Annotated in this window: 18 protein-coding genes; all 18 read right to left on the reverse strand. The window is 40.2% G+C overall.

What is annotated here, in order from left to right; all coding sequences use genetic code 11:
- Nucleotides 1–359, reverse strand: a 359-nt coding sequence (locus RYP29_RS06435) for a laccase domain-containing protein (protein ID WP_311532680.1), incomplete at its 3' end; no start/stop codon positions are given.
- A 31-nt stretch (nt 360–390) separates the two neighbouring features.
- Entirely contained in the window at nt 391–2,118 is a 1,728-nt protein-coding gene (locus RYP29_RS06440) for a radical SAM protein (RefSeq protein WP_311532681.1), read from the reverse strand.
- Nucleotides 2,119–2,166: 48 nt separating this feature from the next.
- A complete protein-coding gene (locus RYP29_RS06445) occupies nt 2,167–2,895 on the reverse strand; it encodes a DUF421 domain-containing protein (protein WP_311532682.1) in 729 nt (242 codons plus the stop codon).
- A 12-nt stretch (nt 2,896–2,907) separates the two neighbouring features.
- Nucleotides 2,908–3,369 (reverse strand): DUF3290 family protein, encoded by a 462-nt coding sequence (locus RYP29_RS06450; RefSeq protein WP_308521952.1) that lies wholly within the window; start codon nt 3,367–3,369, stop codon nt 2,908–2,910.
- Between the two features lie 122 nt (nt 3,370–3,491).
- The gene (locus RYP29_RS06455; RefSeq protein ID WP_005380336.1) at nt 3,492–4,001 is read right to left on the reverse strand and encodes a hypothetical protein; all 510 of its coding nucleotides are present in this window, start codon (nt 3,999–4,001) and stop codon (nt 3,492–3,494) included.
- Nucleotides 4,002–4,146: 145 nt separating this feature from the next.
- Complete coding sequence (ilvC, locus tag RYP29_RS06460; RefSeq protein ID WP_105083992.1) at nt 4,147–5,154, reverse strand: ketol-acid reductoisomerase; 1,008 nt, start codon at nt 5,152–5,154, stop codon at nt 4,147–4,149.
- Between the two features lie 183 nt (nt 5,155–5,337).
- Nucleotides 5,338–6,123 carry an ABC transporter ATP-binding protein gene (locus tag RYP29_RS06465; protein ID WP_105083993.1) on the reverse strand — a complete coding sequence of 262 codons (786 nt, stop codon included), beginning with the start codon at nt 6,121–6,123 and terminating at the stop codon, nt 5,338–5,340.
- Between the two features lie 11 nt (nt 6,124–6,134).
- Entirely contained in the window at nt 6,135–6,623 is a 489-nt protein-coding gene (gene ilvN, locus RYP29_RS06470; protein WP_016476516.1) for an acetolactate synthase small subunit, read from the reverse strand.
- Complete coding sequence (ilvB, locus tag RYP29_RS06475) at nt 6,623–8,332, reverse strand: biosynthetic-type acetolactate synthase large subunit (protein ID WP_311532683.1); 1,710 nt, start codon at nt 8,330–8,332, stop codon at nt 6,623–6,625. Before ilvB ends, ilvN begins: the two co-directional genes overlap by 1 nt.
- Nucleotides 8,333–8,350: 18 nt before the next feature.
- Complete coding sequence (gene ilvA, locus RYP29_RS06480) at nt 8,351–9,574, reverse strand: threonine ammonia-lyase (protein ID WP_016476514.1); 1,224 nt, start codon at nt 9,572–9,574, stop codon at nt 8,351–8,353.
- Nucleotides 9,575–9,613: 39 nt separating this feature from the next.
- Nucleotides 9,614–11,284: a dihydroxy-acid dehydratase gene (gene ilvD / locus RYP29_RS06485; RefSeq protein WP_311532684.1), complete on the reverse strand. Its 1,671-nt coding sequence runs from the start codon at nt 11,282–11,284 to the stop codon at nt 9,614–9,616.
- 511 nt (nt 11,285–11,795) lie between these two features.
- Nucleotides 11,796–13,199, reverse strand: coding sequence for a DASS family sodium-coupled anion symporter (locus RYP29_RS06490; RefSeq protein ID WP_311532685.1), 1,404 nt, complete (start codon nt 13,197–13,199; stop codon nt 11,796–11,798).
- A complete protein-coding gene (locus RYP29_RS06495) occupies nt 13,196–13,639 on the reverse strand; it encodes a cupin domain-containing protein (protein WP_005382311.1) in 444 nt (147 codons plus the stop codon). Before RYP29_RS06495 ends, RYP29_RS06490 begins: the two co-directional genes overlap by 4 nt.
- 67 nt (nt 13,640–13,706) lie before the next feature.
- Nucleotides 13,707–14,015 carry a heavy-metal-associated domain-containing protein gene (locus RYP29_RS06500; RefSeq protein WP_016476512.1) on the reverse strand — a complete coding sequence of 103 codons (309 nt, stop codon included), beginning with the start codon at nt 14,013–14,015 and terminating at the stop codon, nt 13,707–13,709.
- A gap of 11 nt (nt 14,016–14,026) precedes the next feature.
- Nucleotides 14,027–14,269 carry a twin-arginine translocase TatA/TatE family subunit gene (locus RYP29_RS06505; RefSeq protein ID WP_005377864.1) on the reverse strand — a complete coding sequence of 81 codons (243 nt, stop codon included), beginning with the start codon at nt 14,267–14,269 and terminating at the stop codon, nt 14,027–14,029.
- A gap of 36 nt (nt 14,270–14,305) precedes the next feature.
- Complete coding sequence (gene pgl, locus RYP29_RS06510; protein WP_005377850.1) at nt 14,306–15,061, reverse strand: 6-phosphogluconolactonase; 756 nt, start codon at nt 15,059–15,061, stop codon at nt 14,306–14,308.
- 169 nt (nt 15,062–15,230) lie between these two features.
- Nucleotides 15,231–16,022: an enoyl-CoA hydratase gene (locus tag RYP29_RS06515; protein ID WP_311532686.1), complete on the reverse strand. Its 792-nt coding sequence runs from the start codon at nt 16,020–16,022 to the stop codon at nt 15,231–15,233.
- 137 nt (nt 16,023–16,159) lie between these two features.
- Entirely contained in the window at nt 16,160–17,692 is a 1,533-nt protein-coding gene (locus tag RYP29_RS06520) for a glycine betaine ABC transporter substrate-binding protein (protein WP_311532687.1), read from the reverse strand.
- Nucleotides 17,693–17,995: the final 303 nt, after the last annotated feature.

The following is a 17,995-nucleotide window of genomic DNA, read 5'->3' on the forward strand; positions in this document are numbered from 1 at the left end:
GGAATATCCGTATATACCGCATCACAATCTGGAATGGCTGTATCAGAACTCATAGAGCCAGCACCGATTAAATCTTCTGTAATGCGTACCGCATTAAGGCCATGCACCTGATTGCCGCAGGTAATGCGGTCTGACGATACACCTAAATGATCAGCCACAATGCTGCGGTTATCTAATACATCTTGTAATGAATCTCCTATGTGAGTAGCTAAATTTAGAGATTCACATGGCTTCTTAGATACACCGCCATGACGATATGTATCCCCCATAACCAGAGGAAATTGATTGGCCCAGTTAGGCATTTCAAAAGACCATTTACGATCATCATTTGTATTTACATTTACAACAGTAATATCCATACGACTGTTCCTCTACTATTTATTTCTCGAATCACTTACACACGCCACAGCGCTTACACCCTTCCATGCAAGGCGGTGTATACGCTTCATCAACTGCCCGTTGCCATTCTTGTTCTAAATAACCATTTCTTAGACCCATATCCAAATGAGACCAAGGCAAATAATCCTCGAACTTGCGTTCACGATAATTGCAGTCATCCATGTCGAGGCCGGCTTTTTTCATTTCAGATTTAAAAGATTTGCTACCTCTATCTAGAGCACATGCAGCGAGTACCTTGCCTAAGCGGCGGTCACCTCGGGCGAGTACACCTTGGATATACGCCTCTTTTGGAGACTCAACGAGTACCTCGATGCGACGATTTTTTTGCAATGATTTCTTAATATATTGTAATTTCTTTTCTACACTCTTTTGATGATCCATAGCCATCCACTGGAATGGTGTAAATGGCTTTGGTATAAATGGATTAATACTAAGTGTTAAGCGACCTTTACAGCCCACCTCAGCCATGTGGGCTTGTGTACGTTCTGCTAACCCGATAATGGCATCTATATCTTCATCAGTTTCCGTTGGCAGGCCAATCATAATATAAAGACGCATATGCTGGATACCAGACTTAGCGGATAACTGAGCAGCGGTGCGAAGATTTTCTTCACTAATGCCCTTGTTGATGACACGGCGTAATCGTTCACTACCCGTCTCAGGCGCAATAGTAATTGTCTTTTGTCCACTTTCAGCCAATCCATCGACAACGGCTTGTGTCAAGGAATCGGCGCGCAAGGACGCACAAGAATAACGCATATCCTTAGAGCGGATATAGGTTACGAGCTCATCAACCTCTGGATAATCGGAAATGGCCGCCCCCATAAGGCCTACCTTTTTCCCTAACTTTTCTGCTCTATCGACGCCTTCTTTCAAAATATCCAGTGGTCGTACACGTGGTACGCGGAAACAATACCCGGCCATACAGAATCGACAATGACGGCCACAGCCTCGAGCTACCTCGATGATATACATGGCGCCAAACTCGGTGAAATTCGTAGCAATTACCGTTTCACCTCCACTCGTTAGAGGCTCAAAATGGCGTCGTATGATTTTGGGTGCACCATCTGCTATATCATAACCAACAAAACGCTTATTATCGTCATATTGAGGGGTATATAAAACAGGTACATATACACCATCAATTTGAGCTAGTGCAGAAATCGTTTCTTCTCGGCTTTCACCATTCTCACGACCCTCGTGAATTCGTTCTAACACAGCAGTAACGATGCCCTCTCCTTCACCGATGATGAAAGCATCGATAAAGTCCGCAAAGGGCTCAGGATTAAATGTTGCACACGGTCCTCCGGCAATGACGATAGGATCAAAGCCAGTTCGATCTTCGCTCATAACAGGTACCCGACCATGACGAAGCATAAGAGGAATATGGAAATAATCCATTTCAAAGGTCACATCAAAGGCTACCACATCAAACTGATGCATAGGCCGTTGCGTTTCAACACTCATAAGCGGAGTTTTCGTCTTATCATAGGCGTCTAGTTCCTTTTTCTCAGGCAAGAATATCCGCTCACATACACTAGATGGATGCAAATTGATTTCCTCATAGATAATGTGAAGGCCTAAATTACTCATACCCACGAAATAGGTATTCGGATAGACGATGGCAACCTTTTGCTCTGCATGAGGGTTAATAGTTACGCGGCTATCTTCATCTTTATAAAGTTCTTGTAATCGATCAATTAAATCTTTACGGTTCACTAATTTCCTTTCTATATAAGCCCACTATGAATAGTGGGCTCAACAACGCTATATATCATTTATTTTAGATTTTATTGTATCCTTTGTATGAGCAGTCTTTGTTTTAATTGTTTTTACCAATTGAGGCCGATGTTTTTTCTCATACGGATACAATACGACTTTACCATCTCTGTATTCCGCAATGTAAATATCTTTAATGGAATATCCTTGTGCTTGTACCTCTTGTTCTAACCATTCTCTATCTTTTTCAATTACATCAAGAGTAAATTGATTAATTTGACCATCATTGATCAAATCAAAACGAATATTTTCTTCACCGAACTGAACAACACTAAGCTGACCATTTTGCTCTAATACGGCGCGCTTAACATCTGCTACATATTGAACACCAGCTGTACGAAGTTTTAGTTTTAATTCAGCCGATTGAATACCATAACGCATACATTCTTCAGTTAAGACATGACCTTTTTCGATAACAATTACAGGATGACCATCTAGAATTGTTTTAAAGAATCTAAGATTGCCTTTTAAGAATTTAAGCGTCATTACGAGAATAGTCCATAAGATGAGAACTAACATAAATTGTAAAATACCAATCGCATCATTATAGATGATGGCACCGATAATACCACCAAGTACATAGTTTTGTAATTGGTCTAAAGCAGAGGTTGGCGCTAAGTTTCCCTTCCCCATTAAGTTAATTTGTAAAATAATCGCCAAGAGACCTATGGCGAGTTTGGCAAAGACCATCCCATAGACGGCCATAGCTTCTGTCATATGTGGTCCTCCTTATGGTAATACATCCGCTTTATCATGAATTCGGTCTGTAGGACTTACTGTATACACACGAGTGATTGTATAGGTAGTAAATTCAGGATTAAATTGCACCTCATAGTATGCATCGCTAACCTTTAAGATCATACCATTACGTACCTTTAAGGAATTAACAGCTAATTGACCTTCATCAACACCACGGTCTGCACTAAAGGAATGCAAGAATTGAGCCATTCTAGAAGAATCTTCAGAGTAATTCTTCATACGACCATATTCTTGATATTCTAAGCCTAAGAAAAATACAATAATTAAGGATAATATAACAGTTAAATCACGGTAACGGCTTGTAAAACCATTACGCAAAACTTGAATGCCTACTCCGAGAAGGGCTAATAAAACAACTACAAAGATAACGAACCCTAATGTATGACCAGATGCGATTTGGCTTTCCACATAGGAAACGGTATAGAAGTCCATATTTATGCTCCTTTCATATATCTTTTTATTATATCACAAATAAATATGATAATAACCAACAACGATTTATAAAAAATAGAGCTACCACAATGATAGCTCTATTAAACAGTTACTATACTAATTTATTTACATTCACGGTACACGATGATATAAGCATGAGTATTCGCTGTAAAACCAGATTCTAATTCTAGTTCAACTTCTAAAACGGCATCATCAACGTCACCTTTATAATAGGCCTTACGTTGTTCTGCGGAATAGAAATACATAGCCGCATTATATTCATTACCTGCTTGTACTGGAATTGTGATGGTAACAGGCTGTGTTTCAACATTCTTTGTTTTAGTACCCACATTATCCGTCGTGTAATATACGGATTCAATGGTATGTTCTCCTGGTGTTAATGCCACAATGACTTGACCATATTGACCAGTTTTATGATCAATAGTAGAAAGGTCCTTACCATCAACCTTTACAGATTTACCATAAATATGAAGAATCGCTTTATTAGCATTCTCTTGTACAAATTGTTGTTCACCGGCTTGTCGTTTTTTATTGAACTTCATAAATACGGCAAACAAAATGGCCCAAATGACTGCAACCGCCACGATGATAATAATAGTTGTAGAACTCATAGTATCTCTCCTTATACCAAAATATACTACACTGACTCTACGTTAACTATATCATACGTACTTGTATTACTCAATAAAAAAACGACCCCAAATGGGGTCGCTTTCAGTAAGCCTATGCTTATCAAGAAATTACTAATGTAATCTCTTATTTCAACCAGCTCATCAAGTTACGAAGTTCTGCACCAACTGGTTCGATTGGATGAACAGCTGCTGCTTCACGATGTTCTTTAAGGAATTTTTGACCATTTTTGGAATCAGCCAAGAATTCATCAGCGAATTTACCAGATTGAATGTCAGCCAAGATTTGTTTCATAGCTTCTTTAGTTTCTGGAGTAATTACGCGAGGGCCTGCATAGTAATCACCATATTCTGCTGTGTTAGAAATGGAGTTACGCATTTTTTGGAAACCACCTTCGTAGATAAGGTCTACGATCAATTTCATTTCATGCAAGCATTCGAAGTAAGCGTTTACAGGTTCATAACCAGCTTCTGTTAATACTTCGAAACCAGTTTGAATCAATGCAGTCAAACCACCGCACAATACAGCTTGTTCACCGAACAAGTCAGTTTCTGTTTCGGATTTGAAGTTAGTTTCCAAGATACCTGCACGGCCACCACCGATACCGCAAGTCCAAGCTAATGCTACTTCTTCAGTATCGCCAGATGGGTCTTTTTCTACTGCGTACAAGCAAGGAACGCCGGAGCCTTCTTGGTATGTACGACGTACTAAGTGGCCAGGACCTTTAGGTGCTACCATGAATACGTTGATATCTTCGCGAGGAACGATTTTACCGAAGTGAATGTTGAAGCCGTGAGCGAATGCTAAGTATGCACCTTGTTTCAAGTTAGGAGCGATATCTTTTGCATAAACGTCTGCTTGTAATTCGTCTGGAATCAATACCATAACGATGTCAGCGCCTTTAACTGCTTCTGCAGTTTCTTTTACAGGAAGACCTGCTTCTTCAGCTACTGCCCAGCTTTTGGAACCAGCGCGAAGACCGATAGTTACGTCAAAACCGTTTTCTTTCAAGTTCAATGCATGAGCATGACCTTGGGAACCGTAACCTAAAACTGTAATTTTTTTGCCTTCCAATTTACTTAAATTGCAATCTTCATCATAGTAAACTGTTGTACCTAAAATTTTACCTGCCATGTTAGACAACCTCCAATTTATATTCAATAGAATATTTAATATATATACTGTACACAATCTCGCAAATAATTGCAAGGTTTGTAGCGTATATCGTAATTTATCGAATAGTCAAATAGACTAATTCATAACTAAATTTGTACCCTCTTTGTATTAAAAAAAAATGAATTCTGAAATTTTCATACCTTATTTAACGATAACCCAAGGGCGATCTTTTTCCCAAACAACGGATACATCAATACCGAAAACATCGGTCAATATATCGTCGGTTAAGATGTCCTGTTTTTTGCCTTTATACACGATGAGACCATCTTTAATAATTGCTACATGTGTAATGCTAGGCATAATTTCTTCGATTTGATGAGATACATAGATAAAAGGCTTCTTCTCATCACGAGCCATGTTTTCCACGGTTCTTAAGAATTGCTCACGAGCCGGCAAATCAAGACCAGAGCAAGGTTCATCTAAGATTAACAAATCAGGATCTGCCATGATGGCACGAGCCAATAGTACACGGCGTTGTTCGCCAACGGATAAGGTGGAGAATTTATGGCCTTCCAAATAGGAGATTTTAAATTCTTCCATTAGGTCTATCGCTTTTTTTCGCTGGTCTTCAGAGACGTCCTTATAGACGCCGATAGTGTTGAAAGCACCGGAAATAACGACATTTTCTACCAATTGGCGATCTAAGGTAGATTGAAATTGGCCCAATGTGGCGCTTACAAATCCTAAGCGATTTTTAATCTTAACCCATGCATATTTGCCAAATTCATGGCCAAATACACGCAACAGACCGGTCGTTGGGATTTGATAGGCTGGAATCATACTGAGCATCGTCGATTTACCAGCCCCATTGAGGCCTAATAGAGCCCAGTTTTCGCCTTCTTCCACGTGCCAATCTACGCCTTTTAGAATTTCGCGACCATCGCGACGAAATTTGACATCTTCATAATGTAGTACTTCACTACTCACACAATCATCTCCTACATTTTTTCTCCACGACTCATAGCGGTAATACCGGTTTTAGCGATTTCAAGAATACCATAGGTTTCCATAATTTGTACGAAACCGCGTAATTTATCGTCGCTGCCGATGACTTCTATGATCATAGATGTAGGGGAAATATCAAGTACATTACCGCGGTATACATCGGCAATTTGAACAATTTGAGATCGCGTTGTAGACGTTGCTTTCACCTTGATAAGCATTAACTCACGACAAACTACATCATGATCATCAAATACTTTCACCTTAACCACATCAATCAGTTTGTAAATTTGCTTTTGAATTTGGTCAAGTGCACGGTCATCAGCCTCAACAGTAAGCGTAATGCGTGCATAGCCAGGCTTATTTGTAACGCCAGAAGTCATTTTCGTAACGTTAAAACCACGGCGATTGAAGAGTGCTAAAATACGAGTACCAATACCCGCCGTATTTTTGGCAATCACTAACACTTGATGTTCTTTAGCCATTATAGCACCCCTTTCTTGCCCATCATGCCACTCACAGTACCACCTGCTGGGATCATTGGCAATACATTATCCTCACGTTCAACGCGACAATCCAAGACGATGCTTTCATCAGATGTAATATAGGATTTAAAATCTTTATTGAACGTTTCAACTGAATCGAAGCGCGCTGCTTTCAAATCAAATGCATCAGCTAGCTTTAAGAAATCAGGACTCACTTCTAAATCTACATAGGAATAACGTCGGTCATTGAAGATTTGTTGCCACTGACGAACCATGCCAAGATATCCATTGTTGATGATGACAATCTTAATTGGCAAATTATATTGACGAACCATCATAAGTTCTTCGCAGGTCATTTGGAAACCACCATCGCCAACAACAAGGATGACTTGTTTGTTAGGAGCCCCCACTTGAGCACCGATTGCCGCTGGTAAGCCATAGCCCATCGTACCAGCACCACCAGAAGTTACGATGGTATGTGGCGCCTTATGTGTTAAGAACTGAGCAGCCCACATTTGATGTTGGCCTACATCGGTTACGATAATAGCATCATCCTTAGCAATTTTATTGAGTTCAGATAATACATATTGAGGATGTAACTCACCATGAGTCGATTTAGGAACAACCATAGGATATTCTTGTTGCCATTCTCGAATTTGCGAAATCCAAGATTCATGTGTAGTAGGTTCAACAAAAGTATTCAATTCGGTTAATACTCGTTTTAAATCGCCTACGATTGGTACGTTAATGGTAACGTTTTTATCGATTTCAGCTGGGTCGATATCGATATGAATGATTTTAGCTTTTTTGCAGAAGAAATCTGGATGACCTGTAATGCGGTCATGGAAACGAATACCCGCCGCAATAACGAGATCTGCATCTTCGGTACAATTGTTAGCCGCTACCGATCCATGCATACCGACCATACCCAGAGCCAATTCATGGTTACCAGGGAATCCACCAAGGCCTACCAAGGTATTAGCTACAGGAATTTGAGCCTTTTCGGCCAATGCCTTAAGTTCTGCCATGGCACCGGATTTTAATACACCTGCACCGGCAATAATAAGAGGACGTTTCGCATTCTTAATAAGGGTTGCAGCCTTTTTAATTTGTCCTTGGTGACCTTTATAGGTTGGATCGTAACCTTCAAGTTGAATTGGCACATCGTACAATTTATTGTATTCCGCCATGGATATTTTTTCGGTTTGGATATCCTTAGGAATATCGATTAATACAGGGCCAGGACGACCTGTACCAGCAATGAAATACGCTTCTTTAATGATTCGTGGTAAGTCGTGAATATCTTGCACAAGATAGTTATGCTTTGTAATTGGCATCGTAATACCTTGTATATCCGCCTCTTGGAATGAGTCCTTACCAATTAGTGCGCGTCCTACTTGACCCGTAATGGCTACCATAGGCACAGAGTCCATATAAGCAGTCATAATACCTGTTACAAGATTCGTAGCACCAGGGCCAGATGTGGCAAGGCATACGCCAACTTTACCGGATACGCGAGCATATCCATCAGCCGCATGAGCTGCACCTTGTTCATGACGCACAAAATAATGTTTAATTTCAGGGAAGCTATAAATTTCATCATAAATTGGAATTACCGCGCCACCTGGATAACCGAACATGTCGGTTACACCAAGGCGATGCAATGTTTCAAGGACAATACGTGCCCCATTGATTGTTTCTGCGCTCATAGGAACCCTTTCAACCAGCTATTCAGATAAAATTTCGCTGGAATTTAAACGTTTAATGGTATAACCATTCTTTTTAAAAGTATCAATAATGCTTTGAATATGTTCTTCACCATTGGTTTCTACAGTAACTTGTAATTCCACTTCGTGGAAGCGGTCAAGATTTTTAAACTGATTATGATCAAGTTTAATAACGTTTGCATCCGCATCTGCAAGCATTTGAGATACAGCAACCAATTGGCCTGGTTTATCTGGAAGGTTTACAGAGAATGTAAAGATACGGCCACGCAATACGAGACCTTTATTAATCATAGAAGAAATGGTTAATACATCGATATTACCACCGCTGACGATGGCTACTGCCTTTTTACCTTTGCAGTCTAATTTTTTTAAACCCGCAAGAGGCAAAATACCAGAGTTTTCTGCTACTAATTTATGTTTTTCAACGAGCAACAAAAAGGCTTCCATCAATTCATAATCAGAGACAGTAACAATTTCATCTACATATTTCTTAATATATTCTAATGTAGTTTCGCCGATTTGACGTACAGCTGTACCATCTGCGATAGTTGCCACCTCACTAAGTGGTACAGGATGATCTGCTTTTAACGCAGCTATTGCACTAGCCGCGCCTTCAGGTTCTACACCGATTACTTTGATGCTAGGATTTTTTAATTTTGCAGCAGCTGCGATACCAGAAACAATACCGCCACCACCTACTGGAACAAGTAATACATCCGCATCAGGCAATTCCTCAAGAACTTCAAGGGCAATAGTACCTTGGCCTTCGATGACATCTTCGTCATCAAAAGGATGGACGAACACATATCCGTGCTCTTGTTGTAATTCCATCGCTTTTTGGTAAGCTTCATCATAAATCTCACCATGTAGAACGACTTCGGCACCATATTGTTTTGTAGCATTCACCTTGATGAGAGGTGTATGTTTTGGCATAACGATTGTCGCCTTAATGCCTAGACGTTTTGCCGCAAGGGCCACACCTTGTGCATGGTTGCCGGCGGACGCGGCAATAACACCGCGCGCCTTTTCTTCTTCCGTCAATTTAGCAATTTTATTGTATGCTCCACGCACCTTAAAGGAACCTGTTATTTGCAAGTTTTCTGGCTTGATGTACACATCATTGCCACACTCTTCAGAGAACACATCGCTATGAAGCAGTTTAGTTTTTACCGTAATCGTGCTCAACCGTTCACGGGCTTCCATAAAATCATATAACTTATGCATAAGACACCTACTCTTGTAGTAATAACAATACTTCTCCTATTAGTCTTCTAAAATTTCGATAGCACCTTGTGCTGCAGAAGATACATGGAGAGCATATTTTTTAAGGTATCCAGTTACATTAGATTTGAATGGTTTCAATGCTGCTTTACGGCGAGCGATTTCATCGTCAGATACAGCTAATTCCAATTTACCGTTTGGAATATCGATGTTGATGATATCACCATCTTCAACAACGGCGATTGTACCACCAGCTGCTGCTTCTGGAGATACGTGACCAATGGATGCACCACGTGTAGCACCAGAGAAACGACCGTCAGTCAACAATGCTACGTCTTTATCAAGACCCATACCTGCGATCATGGATGTTGGTGTCAACATTTCGCGCATGCCAGGACCACCTTTAGGACCTTCGTAACGGATAACTACCACATCACCTTTTACGATTTTACCGCCTGTAATAGCTTCAACAGCTTCTTCTTCGCTGTTGAATACCTTTGCTGGGCCAGAGTGAACGAGCATATCATCATCTACGGCACCTGCTTTTACAACGGAACCGTCTACAGCAAGGTTACCTTTAAGAACGGCAATACCACCTGTTTCATGAACAGGATTATTCCATGGATGAATAACATCTTCATCAGTTACATGAGCTACCGCTGCAATTTCACCTTGTGTTTTAAGAGCTACAGTTTTGCAATCTGTATGCAAACGACCATTTTCGGCTAAACGTTTCAACACAGCAGATACGCCGCCGGCAGCATACAAATCTTCGATGAAGTATTTACCAGATGGAGAAAGTTTGGACAATTGAGGTGTGTTTTGTGCAATGCGATCGAAGTCGTCCAAGGACAATGGTACACCTGCTTCGTGAGCGATAGCTGGCAAATGAAGTGCTGTATTAGAGGAACCACCCAAAGCCATATCTAGAGCTACTGCATTTTCAAAGGCTTCGCGTGTCATAATGTCTTTAGGACGAAGGTTTGCTTTCAATACCTCTACTGCTTGCATACCTGCTAATTTAGCAAGACGTAAACGTTCAGAGTATACTGCTGGAATTGTACCATTACCAGGAAGGCCCATACCAAGAGCTTCTGTTAAGCAGTTCATTGTATTAGCTGTGTACATACCAGAGCAAGAACCACATGTAGGACATGCGGTATTTTCGATTTCAGCTAACTCAGCATCACCCATTTCACCAGTTTGATGTTTACCTACTGCTTCGAATACATCGGACAAACCGATTTTTTTGCCATTGTGTACGCCTGCAAGCATAGCACCACCGGATACGAATACGGATGGAATGTTTAGACGAGCTGCAGCAATCAACATACCAGGTACTACTTTATCGCAGTTTGGAATGAATACCATAGCATCAAATGGTGTTGCCATAGCTGTTGCTTCGATGGAATCAGCGATGATATTACGAGTTACCAAGGAATATTTCATACCGATGTGGTTCATCGCCAAACCGTCACAAATACCAATTGTATTGAACTCGATTGGCACACCACCTGCGTTGCGAATGCCGTCTTTTACGGCTTGTACAATATTTTTCAAGCCCACATGACCAGGGATAATTTCGTTGAAAGAGTTCGCAATACCAATGACTGGTCTGCCCAATTCTTCATCAACAAAACCAAGAGCTTTTAGCAAAGATCTGTGTGGTGCACGTGCTACGCCTGTTTTTAAATTGTCACTTCTACAACTCATGATATTCTCCTCACTTCTTTTGAAAGTATCCACTTGGACGGCTTTCACAATGAACAAAAAAAAGACGATTCCAAAGAACCGTCTTAAAAGTTTACAAATGATATTCCTTTTGTTTACAGAATTCCTAAATACATAAAAACCTATGTACCCCATGGAATACATACAAATAAGAAACACTATAGTCAAATCTTATTGATTGTATATTAAACCATTCGCGGAACTTTTAAGACAAAAACGTGTTAAGTTGTTGTTCATAATTCGAATGTTTTTAATAATCACGACCAGCGCGATAATCAACAAGCTAATGACTAAACCGAACATGTTTCCTCCTAAAATAATCTGTAACGATAAAACTATAATAACACGTTCTATAGTGTCATGCAATAAATATTCTATAGATTTATTATATTTTTTTTATGAAGTTCACCATACCCAATAGCTATCCCCATATATGTTTATGCACCAATATTTGATATACAAAAATCCCCCGCCGTAGCGAGGGATTTATATATTATAAAATACCGAACAGCCACATACCAAATGTACCAGCCCAGAAGTGAATCATAAAACTTACTACAGAAATAGCAAGACCTACGCGCCACCATGTGCCTTGAGGTACATAGCCTGCACCAAAGAAGATTGGTGTTACACCAGAGCTATAATGCGTTAATGTACAGCCAGGGCTATTCATCAAACCAAAGAGCAAGATGGTAAATGGAATCGGCGCACCCATGGCAACCAAAATGGCTGCAAAGGCGGAGAATAATGCGGTAATACGCGCCGTACCACTAGCAAAGAAGTATTGAGAGTATACGAAGGTTGCAGAGATAATAAAGGATGCCCAGAACCAATCAATACCTACGAGATGTTGACTTACAAAATTAGCAAACACAGCCACTACACCAAGTTTACCAAGAAGGCCAGCCATACCAACGAGGGTCCCCATCCAAATGAGGATATCCCAACCGGTGCGTTCACCTAATATGTCTTCCCATGTAAGGGAGCCAGTTACAACACAAGCAAGAACACCCATCATAGCAACTACTGTAGGATGTAACTTTGTCCAAATCGCCGTAGCCCAAAGCAAAATACACAGGACAAAGATAATAGCCACAGAAATTTCAGATTTCGTAATTGGCCCAAGTGCATTTAATTCCTTTTGTGCCATCTCAGCCGCCTCTGGTGTTTCTTTGATTTCTGGCGGATAGATTTTATAGATAAACCATGGCATCAAAATCATACAAATCACACCAGGGATGACACCCGCTTGGAACCATTCCCACCAAGAAATATCATAGCCAAACAATTTTGCACCTAAGGATGTAATCAATAAGTTACCACTACAAGCAGTTAAGAAGATTGTTACAGTAATGGTGTTTATCGTATGAGCCGTGGTCATCAAGTACGCCCCAATACGACGTGCCGTGCTACCATTTGGCTCAGAATCAAAGGCAAGGGAAATATTTTGGACGATTGGGAAAATAATACCGCCCCCACGCGCCGTATTAGATGGCGTGGCTGGAGAGATAATCAAATCCGTACAAGCTAAGGCATAGGCTAATTTCAGAGAACTTGTACCAAAGGCACGAATTAATGTGTATGCAATGCGCTTACCGAGGCCGGAATTAATAATACCTCTAGAAAAGAATACGGCTGCTACGATAAGCCACACATTAGCCTCTGCATAGCCCCCCAAAGCTTGCACCATCGTAATAGAGCTCGTTGCCACAGCAGCAACAATGCCAAAGAGTGCCATGATACCCGTCGGCCAAGGGCGCAAAATAAAACCAACAATCGTAGCCGTAAAGATAGCCAACAAATGCCAGCCTTCGGGCTTAATCGCCTCTGTATGAGGCAAAAACCAAATAATCAGGCCTACCAAAACGGTTAAGGCCGCTCGTGTCCATGTACTCATAATCCCTCCAAAAATTCCTTAATCTTAGGATTTTGACGCAATGTCTCCATTTGTTCATCAGTCAATAATTTAACCTTATCTCGGTCTTTATTAACAAGGCAGAAAAATCCTATATAGTCGCCCTTATTAGCTCTAAATTGATGAATTGTATTGCCTGGGATTTCAATAAAGTCCCCTTGTGCTACATCATAAATTTCATCACCTAGTAAAAGCTGCCCCTTACCGCGGCCAATCATAACCATATGTGTATGCTCATGATACTCTAACGTAGAGTAGCCCCCGGGCAAACATTCAAAATAACGGAATTGGCAGGGAATATCATAAGCCCCATCATATAACACTTGTCGTGTTACATCCTTAAAAGGACTACCATCTTGTTTATACACCAAGGTATCGACGCCATCCCATTTAAAATTTTCCGAATCAAACTTGCGTATCATCTCATCACCTCACAATACAAAAAGGGCTGTATCGAAACGATGTTTCAATACAGCTCTATGAATTCGATTATTTAAAGAGACGTTTAATCGTACCTAGTAAACCATGGCTATGTTCACGAACACCATCAACCACGGACTCTACATCAAATCCAGTTCGTTCAATAGCTGTTGTAATCGTTTCAACAGATACCTTTGCTGGATCAAAAGATACAGTAGCCGTTTTATTTGGCAAATCAACTTCGGAGCTAAGTACGCCATCTAGGCCTAATGTAGCACCTTCTACTGTTTCCTTACAATTATTACACATCATACCAGGTACAGTGAATACCTTTGTTACAACGCCATTATCTTCACCACAACCGCAATCTTTGCACATAGTAATACCTCCTAATCGTTAGCTTCCTTATGTTTTTCATCATTTTTAGCCCCAGCTGTCACATCGATAGTGGTAGCAGATTTAACGGCTTCCTTTGTTTCATCGACAGCTTTCTTTGGGCCGGAAAGAGCATCTTTAAATTCGTTGATACCCTTACCAATTGCTTTACCTACTTCAGGTAATTTACCAGGTCCGAAGATAACTAGAGCAATCACTAAAATGACTATTAATTCAGGTGTTCCTATAGACCCCATTTGTATCTCCTTTATATTTACTTAATACTACATCAATCAGTGTACATCATTATACGCATCTTTGTCCACATACCATGTCATAGGTTCTTGTGAAAGCACTGCACCCGGCAGTACACGACCGATACGTTTATCCCATGATGTATCTTCATAATCCTCACGTTGGTACAAAACCTTTGTAAGGGCAGTCCGTTTACTTTCACCAGTCACAGTGAACCAAAGGACATCTGTTTTCGCCAAAAACGAGAAAGTCATGGAAATGCGTTCCCACACCTTGCCATCCTCAACGGGCACAACGTTGCGATCTGCTACACGCAGTGCATGCGAACCCGCAAAAAGTCCTGCTGTATGACCATCCTCACCAAGATCTAGGATTGCTAAATCTAGGCCAGATTTTTTACAAGCTTTAAGAACATTGCCTATTTCTTTCTCGTACTCGTCAGCCGCCTCGATAACAGTTTTCGAATTGGTGTTAATAGGAAAGAAATGAGCCGCCCCCTTCGCCTTACAAAGCAGATATGGTTTTACACGGTTGAAATAATTATCTTCATGAGACTGAGGCAAAAATCGCTCATCAGTCCAGACAAAAAATATCCGTTCCCAGTTAACACGCTCAATGTACTCTGCGGAGTTCAATGTCTCTAACAAACCATTGATGACTGTGCCTCCAGTGATACCTACAATGCATGTTTCGGTGCGGCTGATTTCTTCATTGGTGAAAGCAATAAAATCCTCCGCCAATGCAGCGACCACATCACTAGGGGTATCATAACATTTAATTGTATCTTGAGCCATAAAATATGGACCTCCTAAAACTATCTTAATAGTTCTATTATATACGTTTTGTCAATGTATGAAAAGGAAAAACCGATGTAACACACTATCTGAGCTACATCGGTTCTAATGATATGAGTATGTAGTTCTAATTTACATACTATTTAGCACATCTTATTACAAAACAGTCTTACTTTTGGCCAAATTTAGGGCGACGGCGTTCTGTAAAGGCAAGAACACCTTCTTTGAAATCTTCAGAAAGACCTAATTCACATTGGTTTTCTACTTCAAATGTCTTATATTCTTCCCAGCCTGCTAAGAAACTTCTCCACATCATTTCCTTCATAACGCGGTACGATTTTGCAGGGCCTTTTGCTAATTTTTCAACTAAACGTCTTGTAGCAGTCTCTAAGTCCTCTGGTTCACAAACTTTATATACAAAACCAAGTTCTTTACCTTTTTCAGCGGAAACCGCTTCACCAGTCATGACAATGTGCATAGCACGATTCATACCGATGGATCGAGTCAATAAGAATAAACCGCCTGCATCAGGTGCAAGGCCTACGTTTACGAAGGCTTGAATAAAGCGTACATTATTAGCTGCAACCACAAAATCCGCAGCCAACGCCATATTAAATGCCGCACCTGCTGCAGCGCCTTGAAGACTCATGATAACAGGTTTAGGTAAGCGTTTCATAGCCATAGAAATTTGAGCTACTAGCTCAACGATTTCAAATAAAGACTCTGTATCACCTTCGTTTACAGCGCGTTCCATTTCTGTTAAATCGCCGCCAGCAGAGAATACCTTGCCTTCAGCATTGATGAGCAATGCACGAACACTTTCATCATTATGTGCTTTATCTAAAACCTCAAGGATCTCCTTGCACATTTCGATATTAAAACCATTCGCCACTGTAGGACGATTAAATGTCAACGTACCAATGCCGTTGTCCACTACGTATTGAATTGTATTATAAATCATATGATTTCTCCTATATGAAAATCTATTTTCGAAAAAATTCGATTATTATATATCTATTATAGGGGAATTAATTATAGATGTAAACGTAATCTTATAATCACAAAACAATACTATGTACCCTCTATCAACCCACGTTATTATAACAAACCTTTGGTGCGTAAGTATCGCTCAGCAACATCATGAGGTTTCTGTCCTTCCGATTCCACTTTATAGTTCATATATGACATATCCTGATCCGTAATCGTATGTGTCAATTTTAGTAATACCGCTTCTAGCTCAGGATGCTTCTTTAACACATCCATTCTAACGACATTACCACAAAGATACGACGGATATAAATGTTTATCGTCCTCAAGAACAACAACAGACGCATGGCTCAACTGACCGTCAGTAGTAAATATAGGCATAGCATCTACATGTCCGCTTTCAATAGCCTGATATTTCAAACCTATATCCATATCCTTCGTATCTTTAAAGTCCATGCCGTATACTCGCTGTAATCCCGAATACCCATCTTGGCGCCCGAAGAAATCATATTCCCCACCTAAAATCAACTGTGACGAAACCCTCGCTAAGTCTGAATATGTTTTTAAATTATATTTGTTAGCAATATCCTTACGTACAGCCATTCCATATGTATTATTGAAACCATACATACCGACCCATTTAAATTGATATGTATCCTCGTAAGCGCGCTGTAATTCATCAAATAAATTTTCACTATATTGCGTGTCTCGTTTTAGTACTGCATTCCAACCGGTACCTGTATATTCAGGGTAGATATCAAATTGACCGGACTCCATGGCCGGTTGAATATTGGAGGTTCCTCCGCCTACTCCGGCTGTTACTTCAACAGTTAAATCTGTATCTTGTTCAATAAGAAGTTTCAGCATATCGCCCAAAATCAACTGTTCTGTCATCGGTTTTGTAGCTACATGAATTACATTGGATTGTTGCGACGGCCACATAAATACACCAATACCACCAATTATCACAATTGAGGCTACAATACCAATACGTTTAAAAGTACGTTTGCAATGCCCTCTATATAGTATGATTTTCTCAAAAAGGCCCAATCCTCCATCCATAATCAATGCTAAAAAAGCAATCAGTAAACTGCCAGCTACAGTCATAGTCGTATTATTTGTAGTAATACCTCGATAAATAGCTACACCAAGACCTCCGGCACCAATAAATGATGCTACTCCAGTAAGCGCTATAGTCATAACTAGCATATTTCGTATACCGACCATGATTACCGGAAAGGCTAAAGGCAATTCAATATATCGTAAACGTTGTACATGAGATAACCCCAGCGATGTAGCCGCTTCAATCATTTCCTTATCAATACTGCTTAACCCAGTATATGTATTTCTCACCATCGGCAATAATGCATATATCACAAGAGCAATCACTGCCGTTGCATTACCAATTCCTGAAAAGGGAATCAAAAATCCCAGCATGGATATGGATGGTATAGTATACAAGAAATTAATAACCATCATGGTCGGATTAACTGCTCGACGATACTCGTTAAGTAAAATACCCGCAACCAATCCTAAAATAATGGCAATTATACTGGAAAGCAAAGCTATGGCGACATGTTCCCATAATAGGCCTGAGAAAAAGCCCCAATTCTCCACTAGTAAATGATATATATTTTGTATCATACAGCCCCCTATACACAGGTAAATATATTATGTAACATATCATGAAATACAGTTACTGGGACCTGTCAATTGAATAGCTTTCATTAATGCCATAACAATATCTCCTATCATTTATAATACTCAGATTTCATATTATCCAAGATACGCTTTCTTTTATCATTACTATCATCATAACAGATAATTATTAGTGTCACCATAATCCGAGCAACAAAAACACCTGCAGACATTGTCTGCAGGTGTAATAACCTGTTGTCCAAATATTAACGTTTGGAGAATTGGCTTGCTTTGCGGGCTTTTTTAAGA

It is taken from the genome of uncultured Veillonella sp. (assembly GCF_963534045.1).
Classification (GTDB): domain Bacteria; phylum Bacillota; class Negativicutes; order Veillonellales; family Veillonellaceae; genus Veillonella.

Bases quoted from the DNA above. Each gene is read 5' to 3' on its own strand.
- RYP29_RS06445 (WP_311532682.1), bottom strand. From the start codon at position 2,895: ATGACAGAAGCTATGGCCGTCTATGGGATGGTCTTTGCCAAACTCGCC.
- RYP29_RS06450 (WP_308521952.1), bottom strand. From the start codon at position 3,369: ATGGACTTCTATACCGTTTCCTATGTGGAAAGCCAAATCGCATCTGGT.
- RYP29_RS06455 (WP_005380336.1), bottom strand. From the start codon at position 4,001: ATGAGTTCTACAACTATTATTATCATCGTGGCGGTTGCAGTCATTTGG.
- ilvC (WP_105083992.1), bottom strand. From the start codon at position 5,154: ATGGCAGGTAAAATTTTAGGTACAACAGTTTACTATGATGAAGATTGC.
- ilvN (WP_016476516.1), bottom strand. From the start codon at position 6,623: ATGGCTAAAGAACATCAAGTGTTAGTGATTGCCAAAAATACGGCGGGT.
- ilvB (WP_311532683.1), bottom strand. From the start codon at position 8,332: ATGAGCGCAGAAACAATCAATGGGGCACGTATTGTCCTTGAAACATTG.
- ilvA (WP_016476514.1), bottom strand. From the start codon at position 9,574: ATGCATAAGTTATATGATTTTATGGAAGCCCGTGAACGGTTGAGCACG.
- ilvD (WP_311532684.1), bottom strand. From the start codon at position 11,284: ATGAGTTGTAGAAGTGACAATTTAAAAACAGGCGTAGCACGTGCACCA.
- RYP29_RS06490 (WP_311532685.1), bottom strand. From the start codon at position 13,199: ATGAGTACATGGACACGAGCGGCCTTAACCGTTTTGGTAGGCCTGATT.
- RYP29_RS06495 (WP_005382311.1), bottom strand. From the start codon at position 13,639: ATGATACGCAAGTTTGATTCGGAAAATTTTAAATGGGATGGCGTCGAT.
- RYP29_RS06500 (WP_016476512.1), bottom strand. From the start codon at position 14,015: ATGTGCAAAGATTGCGGTTGTGGTGAAGATAATGGCGTTGTAACAAAG.
- RYP29_RS06505 (WP_005377864.1), bottom strand. From the start codon at position 14,269: ATGGGGTCTATAGGAACACCTGAATTAATAGTCATTTTAGTGATTGCT.
- pgl (WP_005377850.1), bottom strand. From the start codon at position 15,061: ATGGCTCAAGATACAATTAAATGTTATGATACCCCTAGTGATGTGGTC.
- RYP29_RS06515 (WP_311532686.1), bottom strand. From the start codon at position 16,022: ATGATTTATAATACAATTCAATACGTAGTGGACAACGGCATTGGTACG.
- RYP29_RS06520 (WP_311532687.1), bottom strand. From the start codon at position 17,692: ATGATACAAAATATATATCATTTACTAGTGGAGAATTGGGGCTTTTTC.